Origin of the sequence: Stenotrophomonas sp. RS-48 (assembly GCF_030053245.1) — a bacterium.
Lineage (GTDB): Bacteria > Pseudomonadota > Gammaproteobacteria > Xanthomonadales > Xanthomonadaceae > Stenotrophomonas > Stenotrophomonas maltophilia_P.
In genome coordinates this window covers 1-20,678 of the sequence record NZ_JASGBV010000043.1, presented here as the reverse complement: position 1 = coordinate 20,678, position 20,678 = coordinate 1, and the positions used below count along the sequence as shown (strand labels likewise).

18 protein-coding genes are annotated in these 20,678 nt (G+C 66.1%); 8 read left to right on the top strand and 10 right to left on the bottom strand.

Annotated features, from left to right (window positions below):
* The 5 genes from lapB to cmk all read right to left on the bottom strand — a co-directional run bounded on the left by lapB (nt 1) and on the right by cmk (nt 4,495).
* Nucleotides 1–1,179, bottom strand: a complete 1,179-nt coding sequence (gene lapB / locus QMZ25_RS08850; RefSeq protein WP_053517734.1) for a lipopolysaccharide assembly protein LapB — start codon at nt 1,177–1,179, stop codon at nt 1–3.
* Between the two features lie 6 nt (nt 1,180–1,185).
* Nucleotides 1,186–1,470: a lipopolysaccharide assembly protein LapA domain-containing protein gene (locus tag QMZ25_RS08845; RefSeq protein ID WP_053517736.1), complete on the bottom strand. Its 285-nt coding sequence runs from the start codon at nt 1,468–1,470 to the stop codon at nt 1,186–1,188.
* 77 nt (nt 1,471–1,547) lie between these two features.
* Nucleotides 1,548–1,853, bottom strand: a complete 306-nt coding sequence (locus tag QMZ25_RS08840; protein ID WP_053517737.1) for an integration host factor subunit beta — start codon at nt 1,851–1,853, stop codon at nt 1,548–1,550.
* Nucleotides 1,854–1,938: 85 nt separating this feature from the next.
* On the bottom strand, nt 1,939–3,618 hold the full coding sequence (rpsA, locus tag QMZ25_RS08835; protein WP_053517739.1) for a 30S ribosomal protein S1: 1,680 nt from the start codon (nt 3,616–3,618) through the stop codon (nt 1,939–1,941).
* A gap of 199 nt (nt 3,619–3,817) precedes the next feature.
* Nucleotides 3,818–4,495, bottom strand: coding sequence for a (d)CMP kinase (gene cmk / locus QMZ25_RS08830; RefSeq protein WP_053517740.1), 678 nt, complete (start codon nt 4,493–4,495; stop codon nt 3,818–3,820).
* Between the two features lie 197 nt (nt 4,496–4,692).
* Here cmk and ykgO point away from each other — a divergent pair, with 197 nt between their 5' ends.
* The 6 genes from ykgO to QMZ25_RS08800 all read left to right on the top strand — a co-directional run bounded on the left by ykgO (nt 4,693) and on the right by QMZ25_RS08800 (nt 9,192).
* Nucleotides 4,693–4,818 carry a type B 50S ribosomal protein L36 gene (gene ykgO, locus QMZ25_RS08825; RefSeq protein WP_005409283.1) on the top strand — a complete coding sequence of 42 codons (126 nt, stop codon included), beginning with the start codon at nt 4,693–4,695 and terminating at the stop codon, nt 4,816–4,818.
* Between the two features lie 146 nt (nt 4,819–4,964).
* Entirely contained in the window at nt 4,965–5,294 is a 330-nt protein-coding gene (locus tag QMZ25_RS08820; protein ID WP_053517741.1) for a hypothetical protein, read from the top strand.
* Between the two features lie 39 nt (nt 5,295–5,333).
* The gene (locus QMZ25_RS08815) at nt 5,334–6,371 is read left to right on the top strand and encodes an agmatine deiminase family protein (RefSeq protein ID WP_180877199.1); all 1,038 of its coding nucleotides are present in this window, start codon (nt 5,334–5,336) and stop codon (nt 6,369–6,371) included.
* Between the two features lie 164 nt (nt 6,372–6,535).
* Complete coding sequence (locus tag QMZ25_RS08810) at nt 6,536–7,423, top strand: carbon-nitrogen hydrolase (protein WP_053517744.1); 888 nt, start codon at nt 6,536–6,538, stop codon at nt 7,421–7,423.
* Between the two features lie 13 nt (nt 7,424–7,436).
* A complete protein-coding gene (locus tag QMZ25_RS08805; protein ID WP_065175046.1) occupies nt 7,437–7,967 on the top strand; it encodes a GNAT family N-acetyltransferase in 531 nt (176 codons plus the stop codon).
* A gap of 4 nt (nt 7,968–7,971) precedes the next feature.
* The gene (locus QMZ25_RS08800; protein WP_262218414.1) at nt 7,972–9,192 is read left to right on the top strand and encodes a TraB/GumN family protein; all 1,221 of its coding nucleotides are present in this window, start codon (nt 7,972–7,974) and stop codon (nt 9,190–9,192) included.
* Between the two features lie 189 nt (nt 9,193–9,381).
* On the opposite strand, the gene QMZ25_RS08795 is transcribed toward QMZ25_RS08800, so the two are convergent.
* Genes QMZ25_RS08795 through QMZ25_RS08785 form a run of 3 tightly spaced genes read right to left on the bottom strand, consistent with a single transcriptional unit; the run spans nt 9,382 to nt 17,119 of the window.
* A complete protein-coding gene (locus QMZ25_RS08795) occupies nt 9,382–12,459 on the bottom strand; it encodes an efflux RND transporter permease subunit (protein WP_283219476.1) in 3,078 nt (1,025 codons plus the stop codon).
* Nucleotides 12,456–15,917, bottom strand: a complete 3,462-nt coding sequence (locus QMZ25_RS08790; protein ID WP_283219482.1) for an efflux RND transporter permease subunit — start codon at nt 15,915–15,917, stop codon at nt 12,456–12,458. Before QMZ25_RS08790 ends, QMZ25_RS08795 begins: the two co-directional genes overlap by 4 nt.
* A gap of 56 nt (nt 15,918–15,973) precedes the next feature.
* A complete protein-coding gene (locus QMZ25_RS08785) occupies nt 15,974–17,119 on the bottom strand; it encodes an efflux RND transporter periplasmic adaptor subunit (protein WP_283219475.1) in 1,146 nt (381 codons plus the stop codon).
* 205 nt (nt 17,120–17,324) lie between these two features.
* Here QMZ25_RS08785 and QMZ25_RS08780 point away from each other — a divergent pair, with 205 nt between their 5' ends.
* Complete coding sequence (locus QMZ25_RS08780) at nt 17,325–17,717, top strand: c-type cytochrome (RefSeq protein ID WP_053517750.1); 393 nt, start codon at nt 17,325–17,327, stop codon at nt 17,715–17,717.
* A 9-nt stretch (nt 17,718–17,726) separates the two neighbouring features.
* Complete coding sequence (locus QMZ25_RS08775) at nt 17,727–18,188, top strand: cytochrome c (RefSeq protein ID WP_053517751.1); 462 nt, start codon at nt 17,727–17,729, stop codon at nt 18,186–18,188.
* Between the two features lie 131 nt (nt 18,189–18,319).
* Here QMZ25_RS08775 and QMZ25_RS08770 read toward each other — a convergent pair whose 3' ends face one another.
* Together QMZ25_RS08770 and QMZ25_RS08765 are read right to left on the bottom strand one after the other, a co-directional pair.
* A complete protein-coding gene (locus tag QMZ25_RS08770) occupies nt 18,320–20,200 on the bottom strand; it encodes an ATP-binding cassette domain-containing protein (protein ID WP_283219474.1) in 1,881 nt (626 codons plus the stop codon).
* A gap of 51 nt (nt 20,201–20,251) precedes the next feature.
* On the bottom strand, nt 20,252–20,678 hold a 427-nt coding region (locus tag QMZ25_RS08765), incomplete at its 5' end, for a LysR substrate-binding domain-containing protein (RefSeq protein ID WP_283219473.1).

Here is a 20,678-nt window from a genome sequence, read left to right as displayed (position 1 = left end):
TCAGAGCACCGCGTAGTTCAGCAGCGGCTTGACCGTACCCCATTCCTTGCAGCTCGGGCACTGCCAGTGGTGGGTGCGCGCACCGAAGCCGCAGCGTGTGCAGCGGTAGGCCGGATTGCGCACCAGCAGCTGGTCGGTGATGTGCTTGAGATCGTGCAGGGTGGCCGTGGAATCGGCACCTTCGGCGAGGGTCAGGTCGATCAACGCCGATTCGCCGCGCACCGAGGGGCGGTCCTTGAGCTGGCGGCCCAGATAGGCGCGCGCAGGGGCGACACCTTCCTGTTCCTCCATCAGCCGGGTCAGCGCCAGCACCGGCGCGATACCGCGGTAGTGCTCGGTCATTTCCGAAAGGAAGGCGCGGGCGCCGCCCAGGTCGCCGACCTTGCGGTAGTTCTGCATCAGCGCCGGCAGCAGTTCCGGCAGATACTCCGGGTCATTGCGCGCAGCGCGCTCGAAGGCTCGCACCGCCGCTTCGGGATTGCCGGCATCGCTCTCCAGGCGTCCTTCGATGATGCCGGCGCGCACCGACATCGCATCGGCCTGGTAGGCACGGGCAATGGCCGCCCTCGCCTCTTCCAGCTTGCCGGCGCCACGGAAGCGTTCGGCCAGCTCGCACTCGAACTGCCCGATCAGCTTGCCCATCGGCTCGCCGGTGACATCCTCGAAGCGGGTGGCGTTGTCGATCGCCTTCTCCCAGTCGCGCTCGGCCTGGTAGATCCCGATCAGGTGCTTGAGCGCCTGCGGCGCACGCTGGTCCAGCTGGGCCAGCTCGGTGAACACGGTTTCGGCGCGGTCCAGCAGGCCGGACTTCATGTAGTCCTCGCCCAGCGCCAGCAGCGCCTGCACGCGCTGCGCATCGCTCAGATCGTTGCGGTTGACCAGGCCCTGGTGCAGGCGGATGGCGCGGTCCACTTCGCCGCGGCGACGGAACAGATGGCCCAGCGCGACCTGGGTCTCGAAGGTTTCCTTGTCGAGCTCGGCGATGTGCAGGAACAGCTCGATGGCCTTGTCCGGCTGCTCGTTGAGCAGGTAGTTCAGGCCACGGAAGTAGGTGCTGGACAGTCGGCTGACCTGGTTGTCACCGTGGCGCTGACCGCCACGCCGTCCGATCACCCAGCCGGCCAGGGCGGCCAGCGGCACGAACAGGAAAAACCAGAACCACTCGGTGACGAAATCCATCTTCGATCAACGTCCGTCAAAAGATTGGGGGGAAGCGGCCGGTGCCGGCGTCGCGGCAGCGGACTTGTTGGCGCGGCGCAGCTGGCTGTAGAGCGGAACGACCACGCTCACCAGCACCAGGCCGGCGCCGACCACCACGCCCACCAGCAGGGCGGCGATCAATGCCACGCCGACGGAGGTATGCAGCTCGGTGAACAGCAGGTTGATCGACATCGCGGTCATGTTGACCGCACCGATGATCAATCCAAGGATCAGCACCGCCAGCAGGACCAGCAGACGAAAGACCTTCATGCGACAGCTCCAGGGGCGGGAGACCGTAGCTTATCCGACTCGCGGCTGGATTCGCACGCGGTGGCGCGACGGGACGCTCAGGCGGGATCGGCGTCCAGCGGCAGCACGCTGCTGACCCGCTCGCGCAGTTCCTTGCCCGGCTTGAAATGGGGAACGTGCTTGCCCGGCAGGGCAACCGATTCACCGGTCTTGGGGTTGCGACCCAGGCGCGGCGGGCGGTAGTGCAGCGAGAAGCTGCCAAAACCGCGGATTTCGATGCGATCCCCGACAGAGAGGGAACCGCCCATCATTTCCAGCAACGACTTCACCGCCAGATCGACATCATCGGCCTTCAGGTGCGCCTGACGGCGCGCAAGGATTTCGATCAGTTCGGATTTGGTCATCACCGGCTCACATCAGGGGCATTTCAGCCTGAAACGGCCCGGGCAGTGCCCGGGCCGTCCAGGAAACAACGAACAACGGGCCCGATTACTCGGACTTGCTACCGTTCAGCTGGGCACGCAGCAGCGCGCCGAGCTGGGTGGTGCCACCCGAAGCGGACTGGTATTCCTCCAGCACTTCGCGCATTTCCGCGTCGTCCTTGGCCTTGATCGACAGCTGCAGGGTACGGCCCTTGCGGTCCATGCCCACGAACTTGGCTTCGACCTTGTCGCCGACCTTCAGGTGCTGGGTGGCGTCGTCAACGCGCTCGTTGGCGATGTCGCGAGCCGAAACGTAGCCTTCGATGCCGTCGGCCAGTTCGATCACGGCGCCCTTGGCGTCGACTTCCTTCACCACGCCTTCGACCTTGGAGCCCTTCGGATTGGCCGCCATGTACTGGCCGAACGGATCCTGCTCCAGCTGCTTCACGCCCAGGGAGATGCGCTCGCGCTCCGGGTCGACGGCCAGGACGACGGCGTCCAGGGTATCGCCCTTCTTGAAGTTGCGAACGACGTCTTCGCCGGTGGTGTTCCAGCTGATGTCGGACAGGTGGACCAGGCCATCGATGCCGCCGTCCAGGCCGATGAAGATGCCGAAGTCGGTGATCGACTTGATCTGGCCGGACACCTTGTCACCCTTCTTGTGGGTGGCAGCGAAGGTTTCCCACGGATTGGCGGCAACCTGCTTCATGCCCAGCGAGATGCGGCGACGCTCTTCATCGACGTCCAGCACCATCACTTCGACTTCGTCACCGACCTGCACGACCTTGGACGGGTTGACGTTCTTGTTGGTCCAATCCATCTCGGAGACGTGCACCAGGCCTTCGACGCCCGGCTCGATCTCGACGAACGCGCCGTAATCGGTGACGTTGGAGACCTTGCCGAAGACGCGGCTGTTGGCCGGGTAACGACGGGCGATGTTGTCCCACGGATCTTCGCCCAGCTGCTTCAGGCCCAGCGAAACGCGGTTGCGCTCGCGGTCGAACTTCAGCACGCGCACGTCCAGCTCGTCGCCGACGTTCACGACTTCGGACGGATGGCGCACGCGCTTCCATGCCATGTCGGTGATGTGCAGCAGGCCGTCGATACCGCCCAGGTCCACGAACGCGCCGTAGTCGGTCAGGTTCTTGACGACACCCTTCAGGATCGCGCCTTCCTGCAGCTTGTCCATCAGCTGCTCGCGCTCTTCCGAGTGCTCGCTTTCGACGACAGCCCGGCGCGAGACCACGACGTTGTTACGCTTGCGGTCCAGCTTGATGAGCTTGAATTCCAGCTCCTTGCCTTCCAGGTAGGCCGGATCGCGCACCGGGCGCACATCGACCAGGGAACCCGGCAGGAAGGCGCGGACATCCTTGATGTCCACGGTGAAACCACCCTTGACCTTGCCACTGATGCGGCCGGTGATGGTTTCGTTCTTTTCCAACGCTTCTTCCAGCTCGTCCCACACCATCGCGCGCTTGGCCTTCTCGCGCGACAGGACGGTTTCGCCGAAGCCGTTCTCGATGGAGTCGAGGGCGACCTTGACGATATCGCCTTCGGCGACATCGATCTCGCCAGCGTCGTTACGGAACTGTTCGATCGGCACGATGCCTTCGGACTTCAGGCCAGCGTTGATCACCACGACGTCGCCGCGGACTTCAACAACGGTACCGCTGACGATGGCGCCCGGCTTCAGCTTGGCCAGATTGGCCTGGCTGGCTTCAAACAGTTCGGCAAATGATTCGGTCATTAGATTTACTCTGTTGGACACATGGGTCGGTGGCGTCCCTTCGGGGATGGGCGACCGCCCGCCTGTTGGTCGACCCCGGAAAAGCAGGTCGTGTGTGAAGTAGGAAAACCGCCACGCATCATTGCGCGACGGAGCTTGTACAGCACTGCTATTGCGCGACCACCACCGATGCGGCTGGCAGTGCTCCCGCGCGAACGGATCAGGCAGCCGGAACCGGAAGCAGATCCATCACTCGGGCAACGACATCTGCGATGCCGATGCCTGTGGTGTCGATGAGGACGGCATCGTCTGCCGGCTTCAGGGGCGCCACGGTACGCTGAGCATCACGGGCGTCGCGGGCCATGATCTCGCGCAGGAGGTCATCAAAGTTAACAGAAACCCCCTTGTCTTTCAACTGCTTATGCCGGCGCTCGGCGCGCTCTTCGGCACTGGCGGTCAGGAACACCTTGTAGGGGGCATCCGGGAAGATCACCGTACCCATGTCGCGACCGTCCGCGACCAGGCCCGGCAACTCCCTGAATGCGCGCTGCCGCTCCTTCAGGGCCGCCCGGACTTCGGGAATGGCCGCGATGGCCGACGCCAGCGCGCCGGTGGTCTCCAGCCGCAGTTCGTCGGTGGCATCGCTGCCATTGACCAGGACCCGCATCGCATCACCCTGTTCAACAAACTGAACATGGGTATCGAACGTGCACCGCACCAGTGCCGAGGCGTCAGAGGTATCGATGTCGGCCCAGCTGGCGGCCACGCCCACCGCCCGGTACAGGGCGCCTGAATCCAGGTAATGCCAGCCCATCCGGCGCGCCACGATGCGGCTGATGGTACCCTTGCCGGCCCCTGATGGGCCGTCGATGGTCAGGACGGGAGCGAGTGGATTCATGGGGGTCCCAGTACGTGTGAAGGGGGCATTCTAGCCCCTGCCAGACACCCCGCGACGGATCTTTTGTGCAACCACTTGAAACCATGAGGAAAAGCCCGGTAGAATGGCGGGCTTGAACGAGCGTCAACTGCCGATTGTCTTTCGCATATCGCGGCCACGCTCCACCCGAACAACTACTGTTTACGCCGAGGTATGCCATGAAAGTCCTGTCCTCCCTGAAGTCGGCGAAGGCCCGTCACCGTGACTGCAAGGTCGTCCGTCGCCGTGGCAAGATCTTCGTGATCTGCAAGTCGAACCCGCGTTTCAAGGCGCGTCAGCGCTGAGCCCAACAGCCTTCGTGGCTGCGGCTGGTCCCGCGCGGGACCGACCCGATGCAAAAAGCCGCCTTCGGGCGGTTTTTTGTTTATGCGGCTTTTTCCTGCCGATTTTGCTGTAATCGCCTTTCTTGACCACTGGGGAGTAGATCGAGATGAAGCGTTACCTGTCCACCCTGGCCGTGCTGGCCACTCTGGCTGCCGCCACGCCGGCCCTGGCCGACACTCTGCTTGTCGACCGCGCCCGCGAGAAGCCGGCCGGCGCCCTGCCCCTTCGTGGCCAGTCCATGCAGCAGGTGCAGAGCCAGTTCGGTGCGCCCAGCGAGCAGCTGCAGCCGCGCGGCGGGCAGAAGCGGCAATGGCCGACCATCAACCGCTGGGTGTACCCACAGTTCACTGTCTACTTCGAGAAGCAGAAGGTGATCGACGTGGTGGCCAACCAGGCGGACCCGAACGAAATCGGCCCGAAACCGCCGATCCGTTGACCCCTTTACCCGCCCCGGGCGGGCCTGTGTAGCGAGACCATGAACCAGACCCTTCGTTTTCCTGCCGAGTGGGAAGCCCAGAGCGGCGTCCTGATTGCCTGGCCCACCGCCGATACCGACTGGGCCGACCGCCTGGGACAGGTGGAGGAAACCTATATCGCACTGGTTGCAGCGATCACCCGCTTCCAGCCGGTGCTGATCTGCGTGGCCGATGACGATGTGGAGACCTATGCCGAAATGCGGCTGCGCTCCAACCGCATCGACATGGACAGGGTGCACTTCACCACGGCGGCCTACGACGACACCTGGCTGCGCGACTCGGGCCCGATCACCCTGCGACGTGCCGACGGCGGTTTCCAGCTGCTGGACTTCCGCTTCACCGGCTGGGGCGGCAAGTTCGATGCCACCCTCGACGATCAGCTGGTGGGCGCGCTCGACCAGGCCGGCGTTTTCAACGACGCGCCGGTGCGCAGCATCCCGTTCGCGCTGGAAGGCGGCGCCATCGAAACCGACGGTGAAGGCACCCTGCTGACCACCTGGAAGTGCCTGCACGAACGCCACCCGGATCGTGACCGCGCCAGCCTGAGCACCGACCTCGCCGACTGGCTGCAGCAGGAGCGCGTGCTGTGGCTCGACCACGGCTACCTGGAAGGCGACGATACCGATGCCCACATCGATACCCTCGCCCGCTTCGCCTCGGCGGACAGCATCGTCTACCAGGCCTGCGACGACGAGAACGACTCGCACTACGCCGAGCTGCAGGCGATGGGCAGGGAACTGGCTGCGCTGCGCACCCGTGACGGTCAGCCATACCGCCTGTTCCCGCTGCCGTGGGCACAGCCGGTGATCGACGAAGGCCGCCGCCTGGCGGCCTCGTACGCCAACTACCTGATCGTCAACGGCGCGGTGCTGATGCCGGCGTACGGTGATCCGGCCGACGATCTGGCCCGCGACGTGCTGGCCAAGGCCCATCCGGGCCGCGAGATCGTCCAGGTGCCCTGCCGCTCGCTGATCTGGCAGAACGGCAGCCTGCACTGCATCACCATGCAGCTGCCGGAAGGCCTGCTGAAGGCGTAGCACGATGCGGTAGCGCCGGGCCACGCCCGGCGAGCACAGCGGCATTCGGTTCGTACGCCGGGCATGGCCCGGCGATACCGGCTGCGTGCACCTGTTCAGCGGCCGACACGCTGCGGCATCGCATACGCGCTAACATGCGGGTTTTCCCCCGCAGGAACACCCGCATGAACTCGCGCAGCCCGCTTACCGTCGCCCTGATCCAGGAGCGCAACCACGGCGATGCCGCCGCCAATCTGGCGGTGATCGAGGCACGCGTGGCCGAAGCGGCAGCGCAGGGCGCCAAGCTGGTGCTGCTGCAGGAACTGCACAACGGCCCCTACTTCTGCCAGCACGAGTCGGTTGACGAGTTCGATCTGGCCGAACCGATCCCGGGCCCGAGCACCGAGCGCCTGGGTGCGCTGGCGAAGAAGCATGGCGTGGTGCTGGTCGGTTCGCTGTTCGAGCGCCGCGCCGCCGGCCTGTACCACAACACCGCGGTGGTGTTCGAGAAGGACGGCACCCTGCTCGGCAAGTACCGCAAGATGCACATCCCGGACGATCCGGGTTTCTACGAGAAGTTCTACTTCACCCCGGGCGACATCGGCTTCACCCCGATCGACACCTCGGTGGGCCGCCTGGGCGTGCTGGTGTGCTGGGACCAGTGGTATCCGGAGGCGGCGCGCCTGATGGCGCTTGCCGGCGCCGAACTGCTGCTGTACCCGACTGCGATCGGCTGGGACCCGGACGACGTGCAGGACGAGAAGACCCGCCAGCGCGATGCCTGGGTACTGAGCCACCGTGGCCATGCCGTCGCCAACGGCCTGCCGGTGCTGAGCTGCAACCGCGTCGGCCATGAGGCCTCGCCGCTGGGCGCGTCGGGCATCCAGTTCTGGGGCAACAGCCACGTGCTCGGCCCGCAGGGCGAGTTCCTGGCCGAAGCCGGCACCGATGCCGCTGTGCTGGTATGCGACGTCGACCTGCAGCGCAGCGAGCACGTGCGCCGCATCTGGCCGTTCCTGCGCGATCGCCGCATCGATGCCTACGGCGATCTGCTCAAGCGCTACATCGACTGAACCGGAGCCGCGCATGGCCGTCCTCATCCGTGATGCCGGCCCTGCCGACATCGCCGCGATCACCGCGATCTACGCGGTCGAAGTGACCGACTTCGTCAACACGTACGAGTACGACATCCCGGACCAGGCCGAGATGCTGCGCCGCATGCGCGACATCATCGACCGCGGTTTTCCCTATCTGGTCGCCGAGATCGACGGCCAGGTCGCCGGCTACGCCTACGCCAACACCTACCGCACGCGCATTGCCTACCAGTGGACCGTGGAGAACTCGGTCTATGTCGATGCACGGTTCCAGGGCCAGGGCGTCGGCACCGGCCTGTTGCAGGCGCTGATCGACGCATGCGTCGCACGTGGCTTCCGGCAGATGGTGGCGGTGATCGGCGAACCGACCAATACCGCTTCGATCAGGCTGCACGAGCGTTTCGGCTTCGAGCTGGTCGGCGTGTTCCGCGGCCTCGGCCGCAAGCACGGCCGCTGGCTGGACACCGTGCAGATGCAACGCGCGCTCGGCGACGGCGCCGACACCGCACCTTCCAATGAATGACTCCATGACCGAAATCCTTCCCGAGACCGACGACGATCTGTTCGCCGGCCAGCCGGTGCGCGTCGTTGAACGCGACGGCGTGCGCTACACCCTGCTGGGCACCGCCCACGTTTCCCACGCCAGCGTCGAGGCGGTGGAGAAAGCAATCAACAGCGGCCGCTTCGATGCCGTCGCGGTCGAACTGGACCCCCAGCGCCTGCAGGCCCTGAGCGATCCGGACACGTTGGCCAAGCTGGACCTGGTCGAGGTGATCCGCAAGGGTCGAGTTGCCCTGTTCGCCGCCAACCTGGCGCTTTCCGCCTACCAGCGTCGTCTGGCCGAACAGCTCGGCATCGAGCCGGGTGCGGAACTGAAGCGCGCCGTCGAACTGGGGCGTGAGCGCGGCCTGCCCGTCCACCTGATCGACCGCGAGGTGGGCCTGACCTTCCGCCGCGCCTCGCAGCGGCTGGGCTTCTTCGGCAAGCTGAAGCTGGTTGCGGGCCTGGGCGCCGGCCTGTTCTCATCGGAAGAGGTGGGCGAAAACGAAATCGAGAAGCTCAAGCAGGGCGACATGCTGGAGTCGAGCTTCGGCGAGTTCGCGACCGAGAATCCCGCGCTGTACGAAACCATCATCGGTGAGCGCGACCGCTACATGGCCACGCGCCTGCGCGAAGAACACGACCCGCGGCAGCGCGAAGTGCTCGCGGTGGTCGGCGCCGGCCATCTGGCGGGCCTGGCGCGGTACCTCGAAACGGATACCGATGCACCGGCACCGTTGCGCGCCGAACTCGAAGCCGTGCCGAAGAAGCGCAACATCCCGTGGTTCACGCTGGGCATTCTCGCCATCGTAATCACCGGCATCGCGGTCGGCTTCTATCGCGGGGGCCTGGGCGTGGGTACCGAACTGCTGGCCACCTGGGCGATGTACACCGGCGGCCTGGCCGGCCTCGGCTGTCTGCTGGCCGGCAGTCACCCGCTGAGCATTCTCACGGCGATCGTGGTCGCCCCGTTCAAGCCGTTCCGGCTCAGCATTCCCACCGGCGCGTTCTCGGCGCTGGTCGAGGCACGCCTGCGCAAGCCGGCGTACCAGGATTTCCTGCAGCTGCGCGACGATGCACAGTCGTTGAAGGGCTGGTACCGCAATCGGGTCACCCGCGTGGTGCTGACGTTCATGCTGACCAATCTCGGCAGCATGCTCGGCCTGTGGCTGACCGGCTTCCAGGTGTGGGGCAAGGTCGCAGGTTGATTGCAACGCCCCGCCGGGCATGGCCCGGCGCTACCGCGTGGCGGCGAATTGCGACACCCGGCGATACCGCGAGGCGGTGATGGTAGCGCCGGGGCATGCCCGGCGAAAAAAGGGGGAGGCCGCCCCACTACGACCGGCCTCCCCACACCACAACACGTTGTCGTTCCCCGTAGTCGGACAAGCTCGACGCTAGGCGGCCGTTGCCGCCACCTTTTCAAGGCCGCGCGCGCGGCGGATCAGCCGCGTCACGGCATTGCGCAGGTCGTCCAGCACCGCGTAGATCGTCGGCAGGAACAGCAGGCTGACCACGGTCGAGAACGCCAGTCCACCGGCGATGGCACGGGCCATCGGCGCGTACTCCGGGCCGTCGCCGAACATCTGCGTGTTGGTCAGCGAAATCGGCACCATCGCCAGGATCGCCGTTCCCATGGTCATCATGATCGGGCGCAGGCGCTCGCGTGAACCCTCCACCAGCGCCTGGGTACGCCCCATGCCGCTGCGCCGGAGGTTGTTGATGTGCTCGATCATCACGATGCCGTTGTTCACCACCACGCCCATCAGCACCAGGATGCCGATGAAGGACATGATTCCGAACGAGGTGCCGGTGATCCAGAACAGCCAGAACACGCCGAAGATCGAGAACAGCACGCCGCTCATGATCGCCGCCGGGAACAGCAGCGATTCGAACACCGCCGCCATCACCACGTAGATCATCACCAGCGCGATGAGCAGGTTGAACACCATCTGCTGCATCGCCTCGTCATCGTTGCCATAGTCGCCGCCATCGAAGGTGTAGCCATAGCCGGCCGGGAAGCTCATCGGCTTGAGTACGGCCTCGATCGCCTTGCGTCCGTCCGGTGCGGTGATCTTCTCGGCCAGGTTGGCCTTGATCGTCAGCGTGGTCTGCCGGTTGGTTCGGCCGATCTGGGTGGCGGACGAACCGACATCGACGCTGACCAGACTCAGCAGCGGCACGCTGCGGCCGTCGCCGGTACGCACGCTGAAGCCGGCCAGGTCCTCCGGACTGCTCTGCTCGGCCCCGGCGAAGCGCACCCAGACCGGCACCTCGTTGTCGCCTCGCCGGAACTCACGCATCGGTGCACCGCGCAATGCCAGGCCGACAAAGCTGGCCACCTGCTCGGCGTTGAAGCCGAAGGCGGCGGCACGCTCGCGATCGACGCGCACCTTGAGTTCACCGCCCTTCTCGCCATTGTCGATGCGCACGTCGCGCAGCTCCGCACGCTGGGCCAGCAGGGGCAGCACTTCCTGGCCGATTTCCTGCAACATGCTGCTGGAATCGCCGATCAACTGCACCTGCACGCCCTGGTTGCCGCCACCACCATCACCGCCCTGGTTGCCGACGAAGTAGTCGGTACGCGCGGACTTCGGCAGGCCCTTGCGCAGCTCCTCCTGCAGTGACTTGATGTCCTTGGCGTACTTCTCGTCCAGGGTGACAACCGTCGAGCTGCCTTCCTGCTCGCTGTACCAGGAGTACACCTGCTTGACGTGCAGGCGCTCACGGTTCCCGTCGATCCAGTTCTCCACCCGAGCCACTTCCTCGGACATCTGCCGGTAGGTGTAGGCACCCTTCCACATGTAGCCGATGAAGATGTCCTTGCCACCTTCACCACCGAACATGTCCACCTTGGTCAGTTTCATCGGCACCAGGCTGACGGCCACCACCAGCACGATGCCCAGCAGGCTCCAGCCACGATGGTGCAGCGACCAGTCCAGCACCTGCGCGTAGCGCCGCTGCAGGCGCGCGATCAGGCCGGTCTGCGAGTGCACGAGCTTGGGCGTGGCCATGCGCGCAGACAGCATCGGAATCAGGCTGACCGCCACCAGCCAGGACGCCAGCAGCGATACCGAAATGGTGATCGCGATCTGTGCCATGAAGATGCTGATGTTGTTGGTCTCGCCGAACAGGTTCGGCACGAACACGATGCAATGGCACAGGGTGCCGGCGCTGAGCGCGATGGCGACGTTGCGGGTGCCGATGATCGAGGCCAGCCGTGGCTGTCCCGGCATGCGCTCGCGCTCCTGGTAGATGCTCTCCACCACCACCACGGCGTTGTCCACCAGCATGCCCACCGCCAGCAGCAGGCCCATCATGGTCAGGATGTTCAGCGTCACCCCGACGAAGTACATTAAGCCCAGGGTGATGGTGAAGCAGATCGGGATGGCCAGCGTCACCATCAGCGTGGACGGCCAGTGGCGCAGGAAGAAGAACAGCACCGTCACCGACAGGATCAGGCCCACCGCACCGGCTTCGGCCAGCTCCAGCAGCGAGGAGGTCACCGCCTTGCCCTGGTTGTCGATGACCTTGATCTGCACATCGCGCATCGAGGCCTGTGCGCGGATCGCTTCGACTTCGGCCAGCGCCGCGCGCGAGACGTCGACCAGATTGGCGCTGCGCTCCTTGAAGATGTCCAGGCCCACTGCCGGGTTGCCATCCAGGCGGCGGCCATAATTCATCCGCGCCGGCTTCAGCCGCACATCGGCGATGTCACCCAGCCGCAGGCCCTTGGCGTTGATCACCAGATCGCGCAGTTCCTGCAGGTCGGTGATCTCGCCGACCGGTTGCACGCGCACACGCTGGCCGTTGTCATCGATCTGCCCGGCCGAGATCGAAAAGTTCAGCGTGCGCAACCGTTCGCTCAGCTCGTTGATGCTCAGCCCGTGCGCGTTGAGCCGGTTGGGATCGATCGCGATCTCGACTTCATTCGGCGGTGCACCGGTGATGTCCACGCGCGCAACGCCCGGAATGCGCTCGATGCGCCGCTTGAACTCGCGGTCGAGCATGTCATAGGCGGTCGTCAGGTCGGTGGTGCTGGCCAGGCGCACCTTCAGCACCGGCTGGTCGCTGCTGGACCACTTGAACACGTTGTAGCGCTGCAGGTCGTCAGGCAGGTCGCTGCGGATCGCATCGATACGTTCGCGCGCGTCCGAAGCGGCGATGGCGATGTCACGGTCCCAGTCGCTGAACTCGATGAAGATCAGCGCCGCTTCGGACGTGGCCGAGGAGCGCATGCGCTTGATCCCGGTCATCGTTGCCAATGACTCTTCCACCGGCCGGATGATGGTCCGCTCCACTTCTTCCGGTGTCGAGCCCGTGTACGGAATCTGCACGAACAGGAACGGCGCGGAGATGTCCGGCAGAGCCTCCAGTGGCAGCCGGAATGAAGCGATCAGGCCGATCACCACCAGCGATACGAAGCACATGATGGTGGTGACCGGACGGCGGATGGAGAACTCGGCGACACTCATGCCGGCTCCTCGCCGCCGACGCGGCCACCTTCTGCGATTCGCAGTCCGTCGCCGGCGTGCTTGCGGCCGCGTTCGCGGTAGTAAGCGTCGCCGCGGCGATCCATCAGGTCGTAGACCACCGGGATCACCAGCAGGGTCAGCAGGGTGGAGACCAGCAGGCCGCCGATGACGGTGATCGCCATCGGCGCACGTACTTCAGCGCCCTCGCCCATCGCCACCGCCAGTGGCAGGAAGCCGAACAGCGTGCACAGGGTGGTCATGATGATCGGACGCAGGCGCGAGCGCGCGCCTTCCACCAGCGCCTCGTGTTTGGCCACGCCGGCCTCGCGCAGCTGGTTGACCTTGTCGATCAGGATGATCGCGTTCTTGGTGACCAGTCCCACCAGCAGGATCAGGCCGATGAACACCACCACCGAGATCGGCTTGCCGGTCAGCATCAGCGCCAGGATCGCGCCGACCAGCGCCAGCGGGATGGTGAACAGGATCACGAACGGATGCAGCAGCGATTCGAACTGCGACGCCATCACCAGATAGACCAGGAAGATCGCCAGTCCGAAGGCGAAGATCAGCGACGTTGCCGCCTGCGCCAGTTCCTCACCCTGGCCGCCGATATGCAGGCCGACGCCCGCACCAAGCGGCTGTTCGGCGACCATCTGCTGCACTTCGCGCATGGCCGCGCCCAGATCGATGTCACGCAGGTTGGCCGAGACCACCGCGACGCGGGTCTGATCGGCACGGTGGATCTCGCTCGGACCGGTGGTGGCCACCACGTCGGCCACGGCGTCCAGGGTGACCGGACGGGTACTGCCCGGGTTGACGATCAAGCGGCGGATGCTCTCCACGCTGGCCCGGTCGCCTTCCTGTGCCCGTACCAGCACGTCGATCTTGCGGTCGCGGAAGCTGTAGCGGGTGGCCACGTCGCCGCGCACCTTCTTCACCACGACGTCGGCGATCTGGCGGGTGGTCAGGCCCAGCGCACCGGCGCGCTCCTGGTCGAAGCGGATCTGGATCTCCGGGAAGCCCTCCTCCACCGTCGACTTCACGTCGGCGTAGTGCGCATTGCCGCGCAGCAGGGCAGCCAGCCGCTGGCCGGCCTGCTCCAGCGTGGCCATGTCCTGACCACGCAGTTCGATTTCCAGCGGCGTGGAGAAACTGAACAGTGCCGGCCGCGCGAAGTCGACCTGCGCGCCGGGGTGCCCGGCCATGGTGCCACGCAGGCGCTCGGTGATGGCCGCTTCGGTGCGCGCATCCCCACCGCCTTCCATCACCACGGTCAGCTTGCCGATGTTCTCACCGCTCTCGGTCGGGCTTGCGTCCAGCCGGGTACCGCTGCCACTGACGCCGTACAGCGAGGCCACGCCCTCGCCCTTCCCGTGCGCCAGCTGCAGTTCGCGGACCAGTGCATCGGTCTGCTTCAGCGGCGTGCCGGCCGGCAGCTTGACGGTCATCTCGAAGCGGTCCTGCGCCAGCTGCGGGATGAGGTCGGCGCCCAGCATCGGCACCAGCGCCATGGTGGCTGCAAACGCCAGCGCGGCCAGGCCCAGCACCTTGCCGGGGTGCGCCAGCGCGCTCGGCAACAGCCGCAGGTAGCCACGTTCGGCCCCCGCATACGGCTTCATCGCGATATCGCTGGCCTTGCGCATGACCGGACCGATCACGGCGGCAACGCCGCGGCAGGCACGCACCACCAGCCAGGCCAGCGCATAGAAGGTCCAGCGCACCGCAGCGACGAAGCCACGACGGCCGGCTGCAACGGGCTTCTGCCAGCGACGCTGCGGCTGCCACGCCTCGCTGGCGGGCTCTTCGGGGAACGCCAGCGGCGGCCGCCCCTTCAGCGAACTGAGCATCGGAATCAGTGTCATCGATACCAGCAGCGAAATGGCGATGGCGATCGCCACGGTCAGCGCCTGGTCGCGGAACAGCTGGCCGGCGATACCGTCGACGAACACCAGTGGCAGGAACACCGCGATGGTGGTCAGGGTGGAGGCGACCACCGCCATGCTCACTTCGCGGGTGCCTTCGATCGCGGCCTGCAGGATGCCCAGTCCGCGCTCGCGCGCCTTGGCGATGCTCTCCAGCACCACGATCGAATCGTCCACCACCAGGCCCGTCGCCAGCGCCAAGCCGCCCAGCGACATGACGTTCAGGCTGAGACCCAGCTGGCCCATGAAGAAGAACGTGGCGATGATCGACACCGGCAGCGACAGGCTGATGACGAACGTGCTCCAGCCATCGCGGAGGAACAGGAAGATGATCAGGATCGCCAGCAGGCCGCCGATCACCGCATCCTTCTTGACGTCGCTGATCGCATGCTCGATGAAGCGCGACTGGTCCTCGATGGTGGTCAGTTCGGCATCGCCGGGGAACGTGCCCTTGATCTGCTCCAGACGCTTGCGCAGCGCTTCTGCGGTGGCGACGGTGTTGGCGTCGCCTTCCTTGTAGATCGCCAGCTCGACCGATTCCTTGCCGCCCAGGCGGATGATCGCTTCACGCTCCTTGTAGCCCTGGCGCACGGTGGCCACGTCCTTCAACCGGACAGGAACGCCATTGGCGACCACGCTGGAGCCACCGCCGGACGATGCGCTCTGTGCGGCCGAGGCTGCGGCGATGGCCGCAGCGGAACCGGTGGAGGCGGCAATGTTGAACATCTGCTGCAGCGCGGAGTCCGCCGCGCTGCCATTGGACGCCCGGGTGGTGACCAGCAGGTTGCGGATCTCCTCCAGGTCGGCGAACTGGTTGACGGTACGCACCAGGAAGCGCTGCGAGCCCTCTTCCAGCCGACCGCCGGAGATGTTGATGTTCTCGTCCTTCAGGCGCTTGATGACGGTATCGATCGGCAGATTCAGCTGCGCGAGCTTCTGCTGGTCGATGTCGACCTGGATCTCGTCCTCCAGGCCGCCGCCGACCTTGACCGCCGCCACGCCGGTGACCGGTTCCAGCTTCTTCTTCAGATCCTCGTCGGCGTAGCGGCGCAGGATGGTCAGCTCGCGGATGGCGTCGGCATCGCTGGACGGCGCCGCCTTGCTGGACAGCACCAGGCGCATGATCGGCTCGGTGGACGGATTGAAGCGCAGCAGCACCGGGGCCTTCGCCTCCAGCGGCAGATTCAGCGCTTCCATCTTGTCGCGCACCTCCAGGCTGGCCTGGTCCATGTTGGTGCCCCAGGCGAACTCCAGCACCACATCGCTCTGGCCGGTGCGCGAGACCGACTTCAGCTTGCGCAGGTTCTTGACCACGCCCACGGCTTCTTCCACCGGCTGGGTGATCAGGGTTTCGATCTCGGTCGGTGCCGCACCGGTGTATTCGGTGCGTACCGTCAGCGTCGGGTAGCTCAGGTCCGGCAGCAGGTTGACCTTGAGGCTGCCCAGCGCAATCAGGCCGAACAGCAGCAGGGTGACCGTGCACATGGCAATGGTGACGCGGCGGCGGGTAGCGAACTCCACCAGGCCGCCGCGCATGCCGGCGGCGGCGCTTTCGCCGTGGGGCGAAGCACCGTGGTCGTGGTCAGGATGGCTCATTGCCGGCTCCCGGCCTTGTCTGCCGGCTTGGCCGAGGCCGTCGCCGTCTTCGCCTTTGGATCAGCGATCACCTGCACGGCGGTTCCGTCGCGCAGCGCGACCTTGCCCGCGGTGACCACCTGGTCTCCGGCCGCCAGGCCATCACGGATCTCCACCCATGGCCCCTCGGCGTAACCCAGCTTGACCGGAACGCGCGCGACCTTGCCGTCGCGCACCCGGAACACCGCCGGCTCACCATCGTCGAGCAGCGCCAGGCGCGGCACGACCAGGGCGTCGGCACGCTGGTCGTAATCGATGCGGATCCGGCCGAACATGCCCGGTTGCAGGGACTGGGCAGTGCCGTCGAAGGCACTGACAACACGGAACGTGCCGCTGCCCGAATCCACCACCGGTGCGATGCGATCAACGATGCCGGTGAAGCTCTGGCCCGGCAGTGCATCCGCCGACAGGGTCACCGGCTGGCCGGCACGCAGCGTTGCCAGCTCGCGTTCGGGAACGTTGAGGGTGGCTTCCAGGCGCGAGTTGTCGACGATGCGGAAGATCGGCGTGTTGATCTGCACGAAGTTGCCGGTCTTGATCGAGCGCGAGGCGATCACGCCGGAGATCGGTGCGACCACCGTGGTGTACGACAGCTCCAGCGTGGCCAGGCGATACTGCGCGCGCACGTTTTCCAGATCGAAGCGCAGCTGGTCGACATCGGCAGCACTGACCATCTGCTGGCCGACCAGCTTCTGTGCGCGCTGGTAGTTGTTCTCGAGCTTGCGCATCTGTGCCTCGCTCTGGGCAACCGCCAGGCGTGCGCGGTCCGGATCGAGCCGTACCAGCGGCTGCCCCGCGCTGACCCGCTGGCCTTCCTCGACCAGCACCGCCAGCGCCACGCCAGAGGTCTTGGCAACCACCTGCGACTCGGCGCGCGGCTCCAGCGCGGCGGTGCCGGTGTAGCTGGCCGCCACCGCGCGGCGGCTGGCCACCGCGACCTCGACCGGCACGGACTCGACTTTTTTCTCATCCTTGGTTTCGGCGGCCTTGGCCTCGCTGTTGGGGCCCGCGGCGCAACCGCCCAGCATCAGCGTGGTGGAGATCAGCAGGGCGGCGGCGCAGAGTCCGCTGCGGCGGCCATGCAGGAAGATTGGGTGCGACATCGTCAGGTCCCTGGTGGATGCGTGGGCAGGTGTGGTAGCAAAGTAATGCACCACTTCACGGCAACACCATATCCCAAAGGTCATGGTGTCTTCACGCCGCTGGTCGGCCCACCCCCATTTCAGCTAGATGAAACCTGAGGCTATACTCGGGTCGTTCCGTACCCCACGCCGGAACGACCAGACCCGAATCCCCGGAAACGACATCATGCGCCCGCAGCCGCTCGCCGCTTGTCTCGCTCTGGCCGTCCTCCTGCCCCTCGGGGCCGCCGCACAGCCCGCTCCAGCTACCACGACCGCAGCACCCGCCCCAGCCCCGGCACCCGCCGCTGCTGCCGCCGCCGCACCTGCCGGCAATTACGACAATGGCCGGGTGCTGGCCTACACCTGCCAGGGGTGCCATGGCATCACCGGTTACAAGAACGCCTACCCTAGTTACCGGGTACCGAAGATCGGTGGCCAGACCCAGCAGTACCTGACCCAGGCCCTGACCGAGTACCGCCAGGGCAAGCGCCGGCATCCGACGATGCAGGCCCAGTCGATGAGTTTCAGCGAACAGGAGATCGCCGATCTCTCTGTTTACCTGTCCACCGTCAAGTAAGGCCCGCCCATGTCGAAAGCCGCGCATCCACTGCGTCATGCCATCGCCCTGTCCGTCGCCCTGCTGCTGGCGGCCTGCTCGCAGTCACAGGTGGAGAACAGCGAGAAATCCGCCGCCGATCCGGGCCATGCCAGCGGCGAGCACGGCTCTTCATCGTCGGCAGGCCTGCCCACCGGCCGTGAGGCTGCCGGTGAAGCCCGGGCCAAGGTGAAGGGCAAGGCCACCAACCAGAGCTGCATCGATTGCCATGGTGCCGACGGCAACGCCCCGATCGATCCGACCTACCCGAAACTGGGTGGGCAGTACGGTGATTACCTCGCGCATGCGCTGCAGGCCTACCGTTCCGGCGACCGCCAACACGCGTTGATGACGCCGCAGGCGACGGACCTGAGCGATCAGGACATCGCCGACCTGGCGGCGTACTTCGGCAGCCGGCCAAGCCAGCTGCGGGATCTGCACGGGGTCAAATAGGATCAGGGCGCCGTGGCGCCCTTGCATCCCTGGCGCCGGGCCATGCCCGGCGGAACGCCAGAAGCCCGCGCTGTGCGCCCGCGGGGCATGGCCCCGCGCTACCCTTGCACACCGCCAGCGTCGGTCAACGATCAGCCTTCCAGCTCTTCCCAGCGCGCGTACGCGGCGTCCAGTTCGGCCTGCACCTTGGCCAGCTGCTGCGTGTGTGCCGTCACCTCGGCGCTGCTGCGGGTGTAGAACGAGGGATCATTCATCGCTGAGGTGAGGCCTTCGACGTCACCTTCCAGCTTCTCGATCGTCTTCGGCAGCTGCTCCAGTTCGCGCGCTTCCTTGTAGCTGAGCTTGCGCTTGACCGCGGCAGGTTCCGCGGCAGCCACAGGCGCAGCCGCTGCCGCCGGCCTGGCTGCGGCGGGCGCTGCTGCCGCTGCGGTACTGGCCGCGTAGCGCTGCCAGTCGGTATAGCCTCCAACGTACTCGCCGATCACGCCGTCGCCCTCCATCACCAGCGTGGACGTCACCACGTTGTCGATGAAATCACGATCGTGGCTGACCAGCAGCAGCGTGCCGGTGTACTCGCCAAGCAGCTCTTCCAGCAGCTCAAGCGTTTCCACGTCCAGGTCGTTGGTGGGTTCGTCCATCACCAGCAGGTTGGACGGCTGCGCGAACAGCTTGGCCAGCAGCAGGCGGTTGCGCTCCCCACCGGACAGCCGGGTGATCGGCGCGCGCGCGCGCTCGGGCGTGAACATGAAGTCCTGCAGATAGGCATGCACGTGCTTCCGCTTGCCGTTGAACTCGAGGAAATCACGGCCTTCGGCCACGTTCTCGATGGCGCTCCAGTCCTCGCGCAACACGGCACGATACTGGTCGAAATAGGCCACCTGCAGGTTGGTGCCGGCGTTGACCTCGCCCTTCTGCGGCTGCAGTTCACCCAGCAGCAGCTTCAACAGGGTGGTCTTGCCGCTGCCGTTGGGGCCGATCAGGCCGATCCGGTCGCCGCGCAGGATGGTGGTGGTGAAGTCGCAGACCATGGTGCGGTCGCCGAACGCGAACGAAATGTCCTTGACGTCGATGACCTTCTTGCCGGAGCTCACGCCCTGTGCCGCTTCCATCCGGACATTGCCGCTCAGCTCGCGTCGCTGCGACCGTTCGGTGCGCATCGCTTTCAGCCGGCGCACGCGACCTTCATCGCGGGTGCGGCGCGCCTTGATGCCCTGCCGGATCCACACTTCTTCCTGTGCCAGCAGCTTGTCGAAGCGCGCGTTCTCCTGCGCCTGCGCGTTGAGGCGCTCTTCGCGGCGGCGTTCGTAGTTGGCCCAGTCGCCGGGCCAGCTGGTGACCTGGCCGCGATCGATCTCTACGATGCGGGTGGCCAGCGCACGCAGGAAGCGGCGGTCATGGGTGACGAACACCACGCTGCCGCTCCAGCCCTTCAGGAATGCTTCCAGCCAGTCGATGGCTTCGATGTCCAGGTGGTTGGTCGGCTCGTCCAGCAGCAGCAGGTCCGGGCTGGAGACCAGCGCGCGGCCCAACAGGACGCGGCGCTTCATGCCACCGGACAGGCGCGCGAACTCCGCATCGCCATCCAGGTCGAGCTTGGTCAGTGTCTCGGCCACGCGCTGGTCCAGACCCCAGCCATTGGCCGCGTCGATCTTGGCCTGCACCCGGCCGAGTGCATCGCCGTCGAACTCGTCGGCATGGCTGAGGTGGTGGAACTCGGCCAGCCACTGGCCCAGCTCACCCAGGCCATCGGCCACCACGTCGAACACCGAGCCGGCCGCGCCGTGCGGCACTTCCTGTTCCAGGCGGGTCACACGGACGCCCTGCTGGACGCGTACTTCGCCATCATCGGGCTTGTGGTCGCCGGACAGGAGCTTGAGCAGGGTGGATTTGCCGGCGCCGTTGCGGCCGATCAGGGCGATGCGTTCACCCGGCTCGATCGACAGTTCGGCTTTTTCCAGCAACAACGGGCCGCCGACGCTGAAGTCGACGTTCTGCAGAGTAATCAGAGGCATCCGGATATTGTACGGGTTGGGGGCGCCGGCCGGGCTGCTCCCGGAGATCGATCAGCCCACCTCCCCCAGCAACGCCTGCAGACCCGGCAACCATTGCTTGCCGGGGTGGCGCACCAGCCACAGCGTGCGCTGCAGCGCGGGTAGCGGGGTATCCAGCACACGCAGGCGACCCAGTGCCAGCGGCTCCTCCAATGCGTGACGTGACAGGCAGGCCACGCCGAGGCCGGCAATCGCGGCTTGCTTGATCGCCTCGGTATTGCCCAGCTGCAGGGTCTGCGCGAAGCCGCGCAGATGCGGCAGAAGCGCCTGCTCCACGGCCTCGCGGGTGCCGGACCCGGGTTCGCGCAGCAGCCAGCGCGCCGCGCGCAGATCCTCCAGCGACCAGCGCGCCGCCGCGTCGGCGGCGGCAACGATCACCAGCGGATCCTGCTGCCACGCGGTCACCAGCAAACCCCGCTCGTGGCATGGCCCCGCGATC

What these genes read in the sequence shown, in the direction of transcription:
- QMZ25_RS08780 (WP_053517750.1), top strand. Translation starts at nt 17,325, where the DNA reads ATGCGCCCGCAGCCGCTCGCCGCTTGTCTCGCTCTGGCCGTCCTCCTG.
- QMZ25_RS08810 (WP_053517744.1), top strand. Translation starts at nt 6,536, where the DNA reads ATGAACTCGCGCAGCCCGCTTACCGTCGCCCTGATCCAGGAGCGCAAC.
- QMZ25_RS08840 (WP_053517737.1), bottom strand. Translation starts at nt 1,853, where the DNA reads ATGACCAAATCCGAACTGATCGAAATCCTTGCGCGCCGTCAGGCGCAC.
- QMZ25_RS08845 (WP_053517736.1), bottom strand. Translation starts at nt 1,470, where the DNA reads ATGAAGGTCTTTCGTCTGCTGGTCCTGCTGGCGGTGCTGATCCTTGGA.
- QMZ25_RS08785 (WP_283219475.1), bottom strand. Translation starts at nt 17,119, where the DNA reads ATGTCGCACCCAATCTTCCTGCATGGCCGCCGCAGCGGACTCTGCGCC.
- QMZ25_RS08820 (WP_053517741.1), top strand. Translation starts at nt 4,965, where the DNA reads ATGAAGCGTTACCTGTCCACCCTGGCCGTGCTGGCCACTCTGGCTGCC.
- ykgO (WP_005409283.1), top strand. Translation starts at nt 4,693, where the DNA reads ATGAAAGTCCTGTCCTCCCTGAAGTCGGCGAAGGCCCGTCACCGTGAC.
- QMZ25_RS08815 (WP_180877199.1), top strand. Translation starts at nt 5,334, where the DNA reads ATGAACCAGACCCTTCGTTTTCCTGCCGAGTGGGAAGCCCAGAGCGGC.
- rpsA (WP_053517739.1), bottom strand. Translation starts at nt 3,618, where the DNA reads ATGACCGAATCATTTGCCGAACTGTTTGAAGCCAGCCAGGCCAATCTG.
- QMZ25_RS08775 (WP_053517751.1), top strand. Translation starts at nt 17,727, where the DNA reads ATGTCGAAAGCCGCGCATCCACTGCGTCATGCCATCGCCCTGTCCGTC.
- QMZ25_RS08800 (WP_262218414.1), top strand. Translation starts at nt 7,972, where the DNA reads ATGACCGAAATCCTTCCCGAGACCGACGACGATCTGTTCGCCGGCCAG.
- QMZ25_RS08790 (WP_283219482.1), bottom strand. Translation starts at nt 15,917, where the DNA reads ATGCGCGGCGGCCTGGTGGAGTTCGCTACCCGCCGCCGCGTCACCATT.
- QMZ25_RS08795 (WP_283219476.1), bottom strand. Translation starts at nt 12,459, where the DNA reads ATGAGTGTCGCCGAGTTCTCCATCCGCCGTCCGGTCACCACCATCATG.
- cmk (WP_053517740.1), bottom strand. Translation starts at nt 4,495, where the DNA reads ATGAATCCACTCGCTCCCGTCCTGACCATCGACGGCCCATCAGGGGCC.
- lapB (WP_053517734.1), bottom strand. Translation starts at nt 1,179, where the DNA reads ATGGATTTCGTCACCGAGTGGTTCTGGTTTTTCCTGTTCGTGCCGCTG.
- QMZ25_RS08805 (WP_065175046.1), top strand. Translation starts at nt 7,437, where the DNA reads ATGGCCGTCCTCATCCGTGATGCCGGCCCTGCCGACATCGCCGCGATC.
- QMZ25_RS08770 (WP_283219474.1), bottom strand. Translation starts at nt 20,200, where the DNA reads ATGCCTCTGATTACTCTGCAGAACGTCGACTTCAGCGTCGGCGGCCCG.